This is a genomic window from Mycobacterium hippophais (assembly GCF_027529605.1).
In the GTDB taxonomy this organism is placed as follows: Bacteria; Actinomycetota; Actinomycetes; order Mycobacteriales; family Mycobacteriaceae; genus Mycobacterium; species Mycobacterium arseniciresistens.
Genome location: NZ_JAPZPY010000003.1, coordinates 463883 through 479557, shown reverse-complemented (window position 1 = coordinate 479557; position 15675 = coordinate 463883). Strand labels below are relative to the sequence as shown.

Sequence of the window (15675 nt, the reverse complement as noted above, 5' to 3'; positions counted from 1 at the left end):
TCTCCTTGCACGTCCTTTGGCCCGCCGGTCAGATGGCCGATTTTCGGGCTGCCCGCCCTCGGGCCAGCGCCGCGAGCCGTTCCAGGGACAGCGTCAGTTGGCTGCTCAGCGTGTCCACGAGAACCGTCTCGAGCTGGTCGTTGAGCATCGGACTCTCGAATTCGCCGGTCATCGCCAAGGTGGTCCCGGCCGGCCCGGGTGCGCGCGACACACCGAAGGCGAAGGTGCAGGTCATGCCTGCAGAGCCCCGCCCGGCGAGGACCAGTTCGCGGGGCGGACGAAACTCGGTGACCGTGAACTCGACCGTGAACGGCATACCCATCACCTGAAGGACCTGGATGTAGCGGGAGTTGACCCGCAACTTGTCCGGGGGCTTCTCGACGAACTCGCTGTGCATGCTGAACCACTCGCTCCAGGAGTCCATGTCGCAGATGGTGGTGTACAGCAGACCCGCCGGTACCGCGAAGGTCTGTTCGACGTCGATCTTCGCCACGGCGGCTCACATCCGGTCGTGGGTGGCGGCCGCGGGCCCGTGCGGTTCGTCGGCATCGTCACCCATGTAGAGGAGCAGCCTGTCGATGGTCGCGAGATCATCGCGGCGGATCAGCTCGTCCATGATCCCGTTCACCAGTTCACGTGAGCTGGTGGGGATTTCGGCGGCGACCCGCCCGATGGTGCGGGGGTCCATGAACGGTGCCGCCTCCGCGATCACCTCGGGCGGGATGTCGGACATCTTGGCCAGGGTGCGCCCCGTTCTGCTGTGGAACACCGGGCCTGCCGCGCGGCCGAGGATACGGGGCGGGAGGAGCTTCACCCCGATCCGCGCTGCGATCCGCTTGGGCATGAAGCGGACCATCAGGCCCAGTCGGCGGTAATCTGCCGAATATCGCTCATGCAGCTTGATGGTGACTGCTTTGCGCAGAATGTGCAGGTCGTCGGCCCCGAGCACGGCCAGGTAGCCGATACGGTCGACGGGAACCTGTGTGACGACCGCCAATTCGTTGATCTCGTGGTCGACCAGCGGATCGCTCATTTGCGCCTCCCGATAACCGTTGTGCGCACGGCGAATCGGGTCAGCGCCGACCGTCCCGCGAGCTTGGCGTCCATGTCCGAGCGGGCGTGAGCCCGTTCCCGTTCCAGTGCGGTCCGGACGACGAAGAGAAAATCGGATCGCGCCTGCGGCGGAAGCCCACGCGCCGCAGGCAAGTCGATTCCCAATTCCCGCTCGAGGTCACACTGTGTGGATTCTGCGTGGGTCATGACTGGTCTCCCCTGATCAGGCGTCGAGGCTGACGGATTGGCGATCCCCGGTACCGTCGGCGGTGTCCACCCGCAGGCGTCCGAGCGATGCACTGAGCCGATCGACGACCTCGACTGGTACCGGTGATTCGGTATGGATGTCGGAGAGCTTCTCGAGCAGCATCTCCAGCTCGGCCAGGATCGGGTCGGACCGGTCCGCGTCGTCCGGCGCAAGCTGGTTCAGCACATGGCGGGCCAGCAGACTGACGGTCGGATACTCGAAGATCACCGAGTTGGACAGCTTGAGTCCGGTGATGGCGCGCAGGTGGGTGCCCAACTCTATTGAACTCAGCGAATCAATTCCCATGTCATGGAATTCGCGGTCTGGCGTCACGTCTGATGGCGATGAGTAGCCGAGCACCATGGCGATCGGGACGGTAAGCAGATCGATGATCGTCGAGTGCTGCTGCTCGGCGTCCAGGCCCACCAGTCGCTTCGCCAGCTCGCCGGAGTCACCCATCTGCTGAGTCGCTCGCGGCCGGATGTGCAACAACGCGCGGAACAGCGGCGGGAGTTCGGTGACCGCCGCGGCGGCCCGCAGCAGGCCGAGATTCATCCCGATCGGCACCAGGTAGGGCAGACCGGTGGCGACTGCGGCGTCGAACATGTCCAGGGCCGCCGCCGACGGCATCGGGACGATGCCGATACGCGTCAGCCGGGCCCGGTCCGTCTCGTCGAGGGTGCTGGTGTTCGCCGACACCTCCGCCCACCAGCCCCACGCCATCGACGTCGCAGGCAGACCGCGGCTGTAGCGGTGCTGCGCCAGCGCATCGACGAACGTGTTCGCCGCCGCGTAGTTCGCCTGCCCGGGCGCACCGAAAGTCCCTGCGGCCGAGGAGAACATCACGAACATCGACAAGTTGTGTCTGCTGGTCGCGTCATGCAGGTTCTGGGCACCGACGGCCTTGGCGGGAAGCACGGCGTCGATGTGCTCAGCGGTCAGGCTCGGCAGGGTCGCGTCGGCGAGCGTGGCTGCGAGATGGATGACCGCCCCGAGCGGCCGGTCGGTGGGTATCCGGCTCAGCAGCCCCTCCAGCGCCGACCTGTCCGCCACGTCGCATGCTGCTACCTCCACGTCCACTCCGCCAGCGGCCATGTCGGCGACGAACTCTTCCATGCCTTCTGCCGCCGGCCCGGTTCGGCTGGTGAGCAACAGGTGACGGGCCCCGTAGCGCTGCGCAAGGTGTCCGGCGACCACGCGGCCGATGGCGCCGGTCCCGCCCGTGACCAGGACGGTTTTCGCTGGGTCGAAGGGGGCGGGCCAGGTCAGCGCCACGGTGCCGACCCGGTGCGACTCGCCGGCATGGCGCAATGCCGTCCCCGCCTGCCGCACGTCGAAGCACGTCACCGGAAGCGCCGCAAGCTCCCCGCCGGCGAAGGCGGCCGCCAGCTCCGACAGCATCGTCCGCACCCGATCGGGTGCAATGTCGGTCAGTTCGAATGTGCGATAGGTGATGTCGGGCCGGCATACCTCGGCGGTCTGGTCGTCGAGCACGGTGGCGCGGCCGATCTCGATGAAGCGCCCACCGGGTTTGACGACCTCCAGGGCCGCGGCCGTGAGGTCCTCGGTCACCATGTTGAAGACGATGTCGGCTCCCCCGTGTGCCGACAAGAGTTGCTGACCGAAGGCCGCCGACCGCGAATCACCGACGCGCTCGGCGTCGAAACCGCGATCGCGGAGCGTCGGCCACTTGTCGCGGCTGGCTGTGGCGAACACGTCGAGACCGGCCCGTCGCGCGAGGTTCACGGCAGCGGTACCCACCCCGCTCGTGGCGCAATGGATCAGGATCGACTGGCCCCGTTGCGGTTCGGCGATGTCCATTGCGTGGGCCGCGGTGAGGTAGGCGACCGGTGCCGTCGCGGCCTCGGCGAACGACCACGCCGGCGGCATGACCGCCAGCACGCGCTCGTCGGCGACAGCAGTGTCCCCGATGTCGTCGACGAGTCCGAAGACGCGATCGCCGACTTCGAACGCGGTGACGCCGTCGGCGACAGCGCGCACGACGCCGGCGCCGCCGTGCCTGACCGACGGGACACCCGCCGGGCGGCCCAGTTCGGCGAGGACCACGGGAAAGGAGATGCCCGCCGCGCGTAGCTCTACCGACACCGTCCCGGGTGGGAGCGACGCGTCGGCGATCCGCTCTTCGGCGACGATGGATGCATCTTCCAGGTTTCCGGTCTGCGGCAGGTTCAGCGACCACCCCGACCGCAGCCGCTCGCCGACCTGAATCGCGTTGTCGAGCTCGGCCCGGATTCGCCTGCCGTAGAAGTCGCCACGACGCAACAGCAGTTCGGGCTCCTCGGCGGCGATCGCGGTGGCGATGGTGTCGAACGTGATGTCGGCGTTGTCGAGGTCGATCTGCACGATCCGGTCCGGGTTCTCGGACTGAACGCTGCGGACGAGGCCCCACACCGCAGCGCCGGCGAGGTCGGTCAGGCCGCCGCTGTTGTCCAGCGAATGCACGCCACGCGTGAGGATGACCAGCCGGCTGTTGGCGAAGTGTTCCGAGGCCAACCATTGCTGAAGTTGCTGGAGCGTGCACACCAGGCGGTCACGCACATCGACCGAGGTGGACGCCTCGATCGCCGACCACACGATGACAGCCGGCGAGGGGTGGCCCAGGTCGATCGCCGACGCAAGGGCGGTGATGTCCTGGTGGCTCTGGAGGCCGTGCCGCTCGGCGATCACCTCGCCGGCGGCCGTGTCGGCATGCCGGTCGGTGACCACTGCCCACTCCGCGGCCTTCGGGCGACGACCGGCGGGCACTGTCACGCGCATCCAGTCCACCTGGAACAGCGAGTTCTTCTTCTCCGACAATCCGCGTTCGGCGAGCTTGTCCACCGCGACGGTTCGGAGTTGCAGCACCCCGGTCCCGACGGTGCGTCCACTGCTGTCGGAGAGCAGCCAGCTCACCCGGTCCTTCCCGGCGGGGCTGATGCGCACCCGCAGCGCGCTGGCGCCGACGGCGAACAGAGAGACGTTCTCCCACCGGTACGGCAGTGCAAGCCCGGTGAGCCCGGTGCTCTCGGCGGCTGCGACGATCGTCTGCATCGCCGCGTCGAGCAGGGCCGGGTGAAGTCCGTACTTGTCGGCGTCGCGGATCGAGTCGGGCAGGGCCACCTCGGCGTACACCTCGTCGCCACGGCGCCAGACATTGCGCATTCCTTGGAAAACCGGGCCGTACTGGTACCCGAGAGCCGCCAGCATCGTGTACGCCTCGGTGGTGTCGAGTGCCATCTTCGCCCCGGTCGGCGGCCAGAACTCCATGCCCGGTGCATCACCGCTGTCGCCGGCGGGAGTGGTGAGCACGCCGTCGGCGTGCAGGGTGTAGAGCGGCTCGGAGGTCGACGACTTCTCCGGCTCCGGGCGCGAATAGATCGAGACCGGCCTGCGACCCCGCTTGGGTTCACCGACGAGCAATTGCAGTTGCACCGCACCGGTCGTCGGTAGGGCGATCGGGGTGTGCATCGTCAACTTGTCGACCCGCGGGCTGCCCACCTTGTGGCCCGCCTGCAACGCCAACTCCAACAGCATCGCCCCGGGCACGAGGACCGTGCCGTTGAGCGCGTGGTCGGCCAGCCATGGGTAATCGGACAGCGACAACCGCGCGCTGAAGTGGTACCTGTCGGCGCCGGGTACGGCGGTGATGGCGCCGAGCAACGGATGCTCAGGGTCGGTCAGACCGAAGGCCGACGGCTGCCCACCGCGGACGGCTCCGCCTCCAGCCAACCAGAAGTTCTCCCGCTGGAACGGATATCCGGGAAGCTCGACCGCCTCACTCGGCGCGTCGGCGAACAGGGCGTCCCAATCGGGAGCGACGCCACGGACGTAGGCACTGGCCACTGAGGTCAGGAAGCCGTGAACACCGTCGTCCTCGCGCGTCGCCGAGCCGACCGCGAAGACGAAGTCACTGTCGGCGCCCTGCTCCTCGAACGTCTCATACATCGCCGCGGTGAGTACCGGCTGCAGCCGCATCTCGAGAAACGCGGTGTAACCGGCCGCGTAGGCAGCCTCCACGGCGTCGCGGAAGCGGACGACGTCGCGCAGGTTGCGGAACCAGTATTCCGGTCCGAGTTTGCCGGGGGCGACGGCGTCGCCGACGACAGTGGAGAAGATGACGGTGTCGCTGAACTGCGGGTCGACCGACGCGGCAATGTCTTTCACGTCCTCGCGCAGAACGTCGATGTGGCTGGAGTGCCCCGCGTAATCCACGTCGATCGTCCGGAACCGGATGCCGTCGCGCTCGCACCGCTCGCAGAGTTGCGCGATCGAGGCCGTGGCGCCCGACATCACGGTGGTGCGGGAGGAGTTGACCGCCGCCACGCCGATGTCATCGAGGTCGGCGGCGAGCTCATCGATGCGATCCGCGGAGGCGTTGATCGATGCCATGGCGCCGGTGCCCGCCAGTTTCGTCACCGCGACGCTGCGCAGGGCTGTGATTCGGGCGGCGTCCTCGAGGGACAGGATGCCCGCCGTGTAAGCCGCGGCGAGTTCCCCCTGGGAGTGACCCAGCACCGCATCGGGTTGGACTCCGATCGATTTCCACACCTTCGCGATTCCGGTCATGGTGGCGAAGAGCAACGGTTGGATGACATCGGCCCGTCGGACGTCAGCCGTGTTGTCACCGCCGAGCAGCATGTCGGTGACCGACCAGTCGATGTAGCGGGACAACACGTCGTCGCAAGCGCGGATGTGGTCGGCGAACACGGTGGATTCGCGCATGAGGCGCGCGCCCATGGCCGGATACTGTCCGCCTTGGCCGGGGAAGACGAAGACCACCTTGTGGTCCATCGCCACCCCGTGAATGGTTCCCAGCAGATGACCGTCGCCGATGCTCGCCAGGTCAGATTCCAAAGACGCGCGGTCGGACCCGACGACCGCGGCGCGATATTCGAACGACGAGCGGCTGGTGCCCAGGGCGCGCGCGACGGTGCGCTGATCCTGCTCCGGGTGAGCGCGCAGGTGTGCGGCCAGCCGTGCCGCCTGCTCGGTGCGCGCCGCCTCTGAACGCCCGGAGACGGTGAGGATGACATCGTCGGTCACCAGGGTGCGGGGCGCGTCGCCGTCCTCGGCGGTGTTCTCTGGCGCCTGCTCGAGGATGACGTGGGCGTTGGTGCCGCTGATCCCGAACGACGACACCGCACTTCGACGCGGTCGCCCACGTTCGGGCCAATCCCGTGTTTCCGTGACCACCTCCACCGCGCCTGCGGACCAGTCGACACTCGAAGTCGGTTCGGCGACATGCAGAGTGGCGGGAACGACGCCCCGCCGCATCGCCTCCACCATCTTGATGACTCCGGCGGTTCCGGCCGCAGCCTGGGCATGGCCGAAGTTGGATTTGATGGAGCCCAGCAACAGCGGGCCGTCATCGGGTCCGCGCTGGCCGTACGTGGCGAAGAGGGCCTCCAGTTCCAGCGGGTCTCCGACCGGTGTTCCGGTGCCGTGTCCCTCGAGCACGTCGACGTCCGACACGGTCAGGGCGCCGCTGTCCAAGGCGTCGCGGATGAGATTCATCTGCGCGGGAGCACTGGGCGCGGTGAGTCCGTTCGACGCGCCGTCCTGATTCACCGCTGAGCCGCGCAGCAGCGCGAGGATTCGGTGTCCGTTGCGCTGTGCGTCCGACATCCGCTCGAGAACCAGCACGGCACCGCCCTCGGATACACAGAACCCGTCGGCATTGGACGAATACGCCTTGCTTCGGCCATCGCGTGAGACAGCGCCGTGTTGACCGAGTGCATAGAAACTCGTGAGCGTCGACATGATCGTCACTCCGCCGGCAAGCGCCAAAGAGCATTCGCCCGCGCGAAGCGCATTCGCCGCAATGTGCATTGCCACCAACGACGACGAGCACGCGGTGTCGATGGTCATCGACGGGCCTTGGAATCCGAACAGGTAGGAGATGCGGCCCGAAAGCACACTCTGGCTGGCGCCGGTGGCGATGTATCCGGGATCGAGATCTTGCCGGCCCACCGCGAGATAGGCGTAGTCACCGGTCATCGCGCCGACATAAACGCCTGTGCGCGACGCGCGAAGACGGTGTGGGTCGATCGCGGCATCTTCAAGTGCCTGCCAGCACAGCTCCAGGGACACCCGCTGCTGTGGGTCCATGGCCTTGGCTTCGCGGGGACTGATGCCGAAGAACTCGGCGTCGAATGCGCCTGGCTCGTCGATGAATCCGCCCTTGGGGGCGAATGAAGCGATGGCATCCGGGGATGCGATGCCGATCATCTCGGGCATCGGTCGGTCAGGTGGGAAATCGCTGGAGACGTGCTGGTCGGTCGCGACGAAGTTCCAGAGGTCCGCGGCCGACTGGATTCCACCGGGGAAGCGACAGCTGATGCCGACGATTGCGATGTCGTCGTCAGTGTTCGGAGCAGACATACTTCTGGTTCCCCTCGAGATACGTGTCACGGCGCATCGCCGCGGCAGTTCAGTCATCGGCTGGTCGAGCCGAATCGATCGGTTCTGATGTCATCTGGTCGGCGTGACAGTGTCGCCGCGCCCGCGCGACCAGAACCTTTTCGTTTTCGCCGGCGAGGCGTTCGAACCGAAATTGAATCCGTCGAGCAGCGCACCCATGTCGGAATAGTCCCGCCATTCGACGATGAGACCGTTCTCGACCCGGAATATGCCCATCGCCGGCACTTCGATGACGCGGTCACGACGCCTCAACACGTCGGTCCGTTCGTTCATCACAATATCGTCTTGCAGGCTTTGGAAGTGAATGTTTATCTCGACTGAATCAAAGGCCGCGAGAATTCGTGCCGTAAATTGTTTGATCGCTGCTCGGCCGGTAACCGGCGCGAGCGCGGGCATGGGCTTGTAAATGGCGTCCTCGGCAAAATGAGACGCCATTTTGGTGGCATCGCGATTGGCGTTGGTCCAATCGTCCAACATTGTGCAGACCACGGTATCTGGGTCGACCACCGGTGCTGTTCCCCTTTATTCAAACTTGTGTTCGGACGATGTCGACGGGCTGGTCGACGACCGCAGCGATCGCATCCATCTCGCGTCCCGGTTCTGGCAACGCACTCAACGCGCCGGCGGTCAGCTCGTCGAGGTTGCCCAGGACGGTGCCCATCTTGGTGAGGCCGTTGTCGAGCTGCCGTTGGGCGGCGATCAACTGGGTCGCGCCCTCGTCGGCCAACTTCGGGACCGATCGGGCGAACTCGACACTGGCGTTGAGCTCGTCCCGCGTGTTCGTCAGGCGAGCGACAGCATCGCTGACCAAGGCGCTCAACCGGGTCTCGGGCTCGACCGGGACGCCCGCGAGCTTCGCGAACCCGTACACCTGATCGTCGGTCTGCGCAGCGAGGGCCTGCAGGGCCTCCAGCTTGGTGATGATCGGCGCCACGGCCGGGTCCTGCGCGAAGGGTAGCGACCGCAGAGCAGGAACGGCTTGCGCCAGACCTGCGTTCACCTGCGATGTTCCGTCGATGAGCTGTCCGACGGTGACCCCGGTCCTGTCGAGGGCGGCCGCCACCTCCTCGAGGCGGGACCCGAGCTCGCCGGCGACGGTGTCGAGTTCGGCGACTTGCGACTGCACCTCGAGAGCACGGCGTTTGGCTTGGCCGAGTGATGTCAGCATATGGTCGGCGTCCGCACGGAACTGCTGTGATGTGCCGACGGCGTCGTCTACTCCCGCGCGGAGCACACGGGTTGTCAGGCTCGCTTGTCCGATCAGTTCGCGGGCGGCACGCACAGTCGACAGCGTTTCCCGGATCCCCTCGAGACGGACATGGCTGGTGACCTCGGCGACGGCATTGTCGACGCGGGCTTCATCGGCTCGCGGGTCGATCTCGACCTCGAGGCGAGCGCGGCGCGGATCACTCGAGGTGACCGATCCGATGGACGCGGACAGATCCGGCGACAGAACGATCGTCGCCCCGTACAGCGGCCTGGGGTGACCCCCGGATTTCGGCGATTCGATGGCGAATCGACCGGTGCCCGCAAGCGCGTCAATTATTCGGTGCCCGATGGGGCCGGCGTCCTCATTCACCAATGCAATACGTTCCAGTTGATCGCGCCCCATCGTCGAAACAATGAGCACGCCAGATCCTCCGATAGCCACCAAGGCGGCCGTGAGGAACGCTCTGACGCGCATTGGCATGCGGTCGACCCTATGGCTTTGGGTCAACTCTGTCCAGCGTTCTCCTCGATTTAATTCATTGACTCCATCGGTCGATGGCATTCGAGTGGCATAACCATTCTTATTCTGCAAGTGTGTCAGTATTCAAACATCTATCATGCCTGGTCAGACGGTTTGAATTGAATCTATCCGGCTCGGCCATGGAGCGCCGGATGCCCCTTTCCAGTGACGTCCGTTAATTGTCGCCAACCGCTATTTTGTGAGCCATAAAAAGAGCAGCAGCAATTTGATCACATTGACGGCTACTGCTATTCGGTGCGCTATTTGCGAACGGTGAAGCCATTCATGGGCGCCGTCACCACGTCGACCCGGACGCCGCGTTCCAGCACGAACACCGGCGACAGCTCGGTCCGAACCGCGGGCGACGGCCGAAGTACACAGGGCCGGCCGACGGTAATCGGTGACGCGGTCAGCCGAAATGCAGAAGCGTCAACGCCGGTCGTGTCTGGCGTGATGCGCCTTTGTCGATCACACGCCAGATGCCCCGGCCCGCAGGGAGATCGATGTCATCGACACCGGCGACTCCGGGTATCGAGGTCATAGCCTGAGCATCCTCGTAGCTGAGCGAGAACGGCATCGGTGGCGTGGTGTAACGCTCGGACAATCGGAATCCGTGCTGGGCGCGCCGACTCATCCATGGCGGATGGTTGTCGAAAATCATGCGGCCGCCAGGAAATCGCGCAGCACAGGCACCGATGAGGCCATACACCTGCTCGGGCTCCAGATACATGAACAGGCCCTCGACCGTGATGAACACGCCGTCGGTGGCCTCCACCTCATCCATCCAGGACAGATCGAAGGCCGACTGCGCCACGGTCCTGATGCGTGGCTCCTGCGGAAGCAGTTGACGGCGAAGCTCGATCACCGGCGGCAGATCGACCGAGTGCCAGGTCAACTGGCCGTTGTCCACCCGCCAGAACGTCGTCTGCAGCCCTTCGGCGAGTGCGACCACCGCCGCACGCGGATGATCGGCCAGGTACTTTCCGAGTTCGGTGTCGAAAGCTCGGGCCCGAAGCGGGTGATACAGGGTCGGCGGACCGAACTTGCGGAAGTCGAAGTCGATCGACTCGAAAATGCTGACAGCGAGCGGGTCGTCGATCAGGCGGTCCGCCCGCATCGCTTCGCTTGCGCGGTTGTGCAGCGTCCACAGCGTCGTCTCCGACACCCCCTGAAGGGTGTCGCCCCCGGCCTTCCCCATGGCCACATATTTATCAATCAGAACTGATCTTGTAAAGATCATGCTGAAACCCGCACGGTGCCGACGGCTCTCGACCGGATGTCCACACGACTTCGCGGATCACCGCCCGCTCGTGCGGCGGCGCGGGGCGGACAAACGAGAGCCCGCCCGGCGCAGTGCACCGGGCGGGCTGTGGTTCGCTCTGTCAGGCGGCCTGTCGGGCCTCGGCCACGCCTGCGGCCTTCGCCGCGCGCCTGTCGCTCCGCCACGACCGCACGGTCGCGATGGCGCTCTTCAGCCCGCGACGACGCCCGGTCTCGGGATCCGTTCCGGCGAAACCGGATTCGAGCTCGGTGAACATCCGCTCGCTGCGGGTCTCGGGAGCGTTGTCGGCGGTGTCGCGCAGGTACTTGTCCGGCAGCGACAGCTTGGCGATGGTGCGCCACGTCTTGCCGTACTGCACCAGGAACGAGCCCGTGGTGTAGGGCAGGTCGTACTTGTCGCAGATCTCCTTCACGCGGATCGAGATCTCGTGCAACCGGTTGCTCGGCAGGTCCGGGTACAGGTGGTGCTCGATCTGGTGGCAGAGGTTGCCGCTCATGAAGCGCAGCACCGGGCCGTTCTCGAAGTTGGCACTGCCCAGCATCTGGCGCAGGTACCACTGACCCTTGCTCTCGCCGACCATGTCGGTCTTGGTGAACTTCTCTGCGCCGTCGGGGAAGTGGCCGCAGAAGATCACGGCATTCGACCAGACGTTGCGGATCACGTTCGCCACCGCATTCGCCGTCAGCGTCGACCGGTAGGTCGCGCCGGGCGACAGCGAGGTCAGCGCCGGGTAGGCGACGTAGTCCTTGGCCAGCTGGGCGCCCGCCTTGACGGCGAACTCCCGCGCCCGGATCTTGCTCTCGTCCCGGTCGTCGCGGCCCTTGTAGATCTTCCCGAGCTCGACGTGCTGCAGACCGACGCCCCACTCGAAACCGAGCGCGAGGATCGTGTTGTACAGCAGATTGCCGAGGTTGAACGGCTTCCACTTCGCATCCCGGGTGACGCGCAGCAGGCCGTAGCCCACGTCGTCGTCCATGCCGAGGATGTTGGTGTACTTGTGATGCATGAAGTTGTGGGTGAACCGCCAATGCTTTGAGGCCCCGCCCATGTCCCACTCCCACGTCGACGAGTGGATCTCCGGATCGTTCATCCAGTCCCACTGGCCGTGCATGACGTTGTGGCCGATCTCCATGTTCTCGATGATCTTGGCCACGCCCAGGGCGGCGGTGCCGGCCCACCAGGCGGAACGCTTCGAACTCGCGGCCAGCGTCAGGCGGGCGGCCACTTCGAGGGCCCGCTGCGCGGCGATGGTGCGCCGGATGTAGCGCGAGTCGCGCTCACCCCGGGAGTCCTCGATGTCCTGGCGGATCGTGTCGAGCTCGAGAGCCAGATTGTCTATGTCGGCTTCGGTCAGGTGCGCGAATGCCGGTACGTCCGTGATTGCCATCGTGTGCCTCCTTTCGTGGTACCTACGCTAGCGTAACCTACGATCCCGTAGGTTACCAGCCAGTAACGACTAAACGTCCAGTGTGCAGTCGCCGGATGCCGCGGAGATGCACGTCTGCACCCGGGTACCCGGCTCGTGCTCTACGCCGGTGCGCAGGTCGCGGACATATCCGTCGACCAGGCCGACGACGCAGGACTGACAGATGCCCATCCGGCAGCCGAACGGCATCTGGATCCCGGCCTTCTCCCCCGCGTCCATCAGTGACGTCGCGGCGTCCACCCGGACGGTTTTCCCGCTGCGGGCGAAGGCCACCGAGCCGCCGTCACCGTGCACCGCGGTGCGCACCGCCGCGAACCGCTCCAGGTGCAGCCGGTCGTCGACGCCCGCGGCCGACCACATCTTCTCGGCGTCGCTGAGCATGCCCTCCGGTCCGCAGGCCCATGTCTGGCGGTCACGCCAGTCGGGCACCTCGTCGGACAGCCGGCCCAGGTCCAGCCGGCCCTGCGTGCGGGTGGCGCGCAACGTCAACCGGTACCCCGGATGGGTGCGCTGCAGCTCGGCCAGTTCCGCGCCGAACAACACGTCGGCCTCGGTGGGTGCGGAGTGCAGGTGGACGACGTCGGTGATCTGATCGCGGCGGGCCAGCGTGCGCAGCATCGACATCACCGGCGTGACGCCGGAGCCGCCGGTGATGAACAACACCGACGCCGGCGCCGGGTCGGGCATCACGAAGTTGCCCTGCGGCGCGGCCAGTCGCACGATCGTGCCCGGCGCCACCCCGCCGACGAGGTGTGTCGACAGGAACCCCTCGGGCATCGCCTTGACGGTGATGGTGATGATCTTCCCGGAGCGGCCCGCAATCGCCGGCTTGCCGGCCCCGGTGACCGGGCTCGACGTCAGCGAGTATGAGCGCCACCGCCAGCGACCGTCGACGAGCAGCCCGATACCGATGTACTGCCCGGGCTGATAGTCGAAGGAGAAGCCCCAACCGGGCTTGATGACCAGGGTGGCGGAGTCCTCGGTCTCCCGGCGGACCTCGAGCACCCGGCCGCGCAGCTCGCGGGCCGACCACAGCGGATTCGCCAATTGCAGATAATCGTCCGGCAGCAGCGGCGTGGTGATGCGTCCGACGAGCTTGCGCAACGCGTGGAGTCCGGGGTGCCGTTCGGCGCCGACGACCTCGGGGCGCACCGTGTCGGCGCCTTTGGCCGCGACCTTGATCGTGTTCTTGGCCATGAAACCTACGGTACCGTAACTTACGCTTCCGTATCCAGTGTGATCTTCAGCTCTGGACCACCTCAGAGCAGCTCGAGGAGGAACGGCAACTCCTGCGGCGCGTACCACGCGAGATCGTGGTCCTGGGCGTCGCCGACGGTCAGTTCGGCGTCCTCGTCGCCCAGGTCGGCCGCGTCCACCACGCCGACCGCCTGCCGCACCGCCGCCTCGGCGTCCGCGTTGTCGATGTAGGCGGCGATCACGTCGCTGAGCGCCACCGGGCCGGCGAGCCGCACCACCGCGTCGTCGAGGTCGGGGCGGGCGGTGGCGTCCTGAACGTCGGCGACCAGCACCGCACGGCGCGGCGGTCCCGACACGCCGTCCGGGCCGGACAGCAGCCGCAGCGACGCCAGCGCCGCCTCGCGCAGCGCCACCTCAGCGAGCTCGTCGTCGTCGCCCTCGGCGTAGGCCTCGCGCAGTGTCGGGGTCACCGCGAAGGCCGTGCCGCTGCGGGCGTGCACCGACCCGTCGGCGACGAGCTGTTGCAGCAGGGCGAGGGTCGACGGAATGTACACACGCATTCCGCCGACACTAGCTATGTCTTCGACGGATCCCTCTCGACGGAGATGATGAAGTCGTCGCCGTGTTCGGTGACACCGTGCACGACCGCCTCCTCCACCGCTTCCTCGGCGTACTGCTTGCGCACCATCATCGGGTCCCGGCGCAGGTCCTTGACCAGTGCGACACACAGCAGCACCATCACCACGACGAAGGGCACCGCCGCGATGATCGTGATGGTCTGCAACCCGGTCAGCGCGTCCGAGCCGCCCAGGATGAGCATCACCGCCGCCACCGCTCCGGTGGCCACCCCCCAGAACACCACGGTCTTGCGGGACGGCTCGATGCAGCCGCGCTCGGACAGCGACCCCATCACGATCGACGCGGCGTCGGCGCCCGAGACGAAGAAGATGGCGACCAGGATCATCACCAGCACGCTGGCGACGGTGGCCAGCGGGTACTGCTCGAGCAGCCCGAACAGCTGGCTCTCCGAGCTGCCGTCGCCGACCACGTCGACGCCCTCCTGCTGTTCCCGGATCGCGGCGCCGCCGAAGATGCAGAACCAGACCAGCGAGACCACGCTGGGCACGAGCAGCACGCCTGCGACGAACTGGCGGATGGTCCGGCCGCGCGAGATGCGGGCGATGAACATCCCGACGAACGGTGTCCAGGACAGCCACCACGCCCAGTAGAACACCGTCCACGAGCCCAGCCACGCGTTCACCTCGCCGCCCTCGGCGCCGGTGCGCGCCGACATCATGGCCAGTTCCTGGAAGTAGCTGCCGACCGATGTCGGGATGAGGTTGAGGATGAACACCGTCGGGCCGACGATGAACACGAACAGCGCCAGCACCAGGGCGAGCACCATGTTGATGTTGGACAGCCACTGGATGCCCTTGGCCACGCCCGACACCGCCGAGAGCACGAACGCCGCGGTCAGCACGGCGATGATGCCGATGAGCACGGCGTTGCCGGTCTCGCCGATGCCCGCGACGATCTGCAGACCCTTGCTGATCTGCAGCGCGCCCAGGCCCAGTGAGGCGGCCGAGCCGAACAGCGTGGCGAAGATCGCCAGCATGTCGATGACCTTGCCCCAGCCGCCGTTGGCGCGCGCTCCGATCAACGGCTCGAACGCGGCGCTGATGAGCTGGAACCGGCCCTTGCGGTACACGCCGTAGGCGATCGCGAGGCCGACGACGGCGTAGATGGCCCAGGGATGCAGCGTCCAGTGGAAGAGGGTGGTGGCCATCGCGGTCTGCGCGGCCTCCTGGTTGCCCGGTGCGCCCGTGCCCGGGGGCGGGGTGACGAAGTGCGTCAACGGTTCGGCGACGCCGTAGAACATCAGCCCGATGCCCATGCCTGCGCTGAACATCATGGCGATCCACGACACGGTGCGGAACTCGGGTTCCTCGTCGTCGCGGCCGAGCGGGATGTTGCCGAAGCGGCTGACCGCCAGCCACAGGACGAACAGCACGAACCCCGACGCGGTCAGCACGAAGAACCAGCCGACGTTGGTCAGCACCCAGTTCAGCGCACCGCTGGAGGCGTCGGCCAGCGTCGCGGTGCTGACCCCGCCCCACACCAGGAAGCCGATGGCCAGCGCGGCGGTGACGCCGAACACCACCCAGTCGATGCCGATCCGCCTGGCCTGCGCCTCCTCATCGATCTGCACGTCGAGGATCGGGTGCGGGATGGCACCGCCGGTGGGCGACCGCAGCGCGTGGTCGACCGTCCGCCGCGCGCGTTCGGACTTCTTCTTCTCGGGGCTGATTGTCATGGTGAAT

General features: G+C 66.6%; 10 protein-coding genes. All 10 read right to left on the bottom strand.

Going from position 1 to position 15675, the window contains the following annotated elements; all coding sequences use genetic code 11:
* Nucleotides 1-28 precede the first annotated feature (28 nt).
* The 10 genes from O6P37_RS10830 to O6P37_RS10785 all read right to left on the bottom strand — a co-directional run bounded on the left by O6P37_RS10830 (nucleotide 29) and on the right by O6P37_RS10785 (nucleotide 15668).
* A complete protein-coding gene (locus O6P37_RS10830; protein ID WP_269894047.1) occupies nucleotides 29-493 on the bottom strand; it encodes a type II toxin-antitoxin system Rv0910 family toxin in 465 nt (154 codons plus the stop codon).
* 6 nt (nucleotides 494-499) lie between these two features.
* Nucleotides 500-1033, bottom strand: a complete 534-nt coding sequence (locus O6P37_RS10825) for a hypothetical protein (protein WP_269894046.1) — start codon at nucleotides 1031-1033, stop codon at nucleotides 500-502.
* 243 nt (nucleotides 1034-1276) lie between these two features.
* Nucleotides 1277-7681, bottom strand: a complete 6405-nt coding sequence (locus O6P37_RS10820; protein WP_269894045.1) for a type I polyketide synthase — start codon at nucleotides 7679-7681, stop codon at nucleotides 1277-1279.
* A gap of 90 nt (nucleotides 7682-7771) precedes the next feature.
* Complete coding sequence (locus O6P37_RS10815) at nucleotides 7772-8227, bottom strand: limonene-1,2-epoxide hydrolase family protein (RefSeq protein WP_269894044.1); 456 nt, start codon at nucleotides 8225-8227, stop codon at nucleotides 7772-7774.
* A 19-nt stretch (nucleotides 8228-8246) separates the two neighbouring features.
* The gene (locus tag O6P37_RS10810) at nucleotides 8247-9410 is read right to left on the bottom strand and encodes a YhgE/Pip domain-containing protein (RefSeq protein WP_269894043.1); all 1164 of its coding nucleotides are present in this window, start codon (nucleotides 9408-9410) and stop codon (nucleotides 8247-8249) included.
* Nucleotides 9411-9858: 448 nt separating this feature from the next.
* On the bottom strand, nucleotides 9859-10647 hold the full coding sequence (locus tag O6P37_RS10805; protein ID WP_269894042.1) for a class I SAM-dependent methyltransferase: 789 nt from the start codon (nucleotides 10645-10647) through the stop codon (nucleotides 9859-9861).
* Nucleotides 10648-10831: 184 nt separating this feature from the next.
* On the bottom strand, nucleotides 10832-12118 hold the full coding sequence (locus tag O6P37_RS10800; RefSeq protein WP_269894041.1) for a fatty acid desaturase family protein: 1287 nt from the start codon (nucleotides 12116-12118) through the stop codon (nucleotides 10832-10834).
* A 69-nt stretch (nucleotides 12119-12187) separates the two neighbouring features.
* Nucleotides 12188-13354, bottom strand: a complete 1167-nt coding sequence (locus O6P37_RS10795) for a ferredoxin reductase (protein WP_264010905.1) — start codon at nucleotides 13352-13354, stop codon at nucleotides 12188-12190.
* Nucleotides 13355-13416: 62 nt separating this feature from the next.
* Nucleotides 13417-13914 carry a DUF6912 family protein gene (locus O6P37_RS10790; RefSeq protein ID WP_264010906.1) on the bottom strand — a complete coding sequence of 166 codons (498 nt, stop codon included), beginning with the start codon at nucleotides 13912-13914 and terminating at the stop codon, nucleotides 13417-13419.
* Nucleotides 13915-13928: 14 nt separating this feature from the next.
* Nucleotides 13929-15668: a BCCT family transporter gene (locus O6P37_RS10785; protein ID WP_269894040.1), complete on the bottom strand. Its 1740-nt coding sequence runs from the start codon at nucleotides 15666-15668 to the stop codon at nucleotides 13929-13931.
* Nucleotides 15669-15675 lie beyond the last annotated feature (7 nt).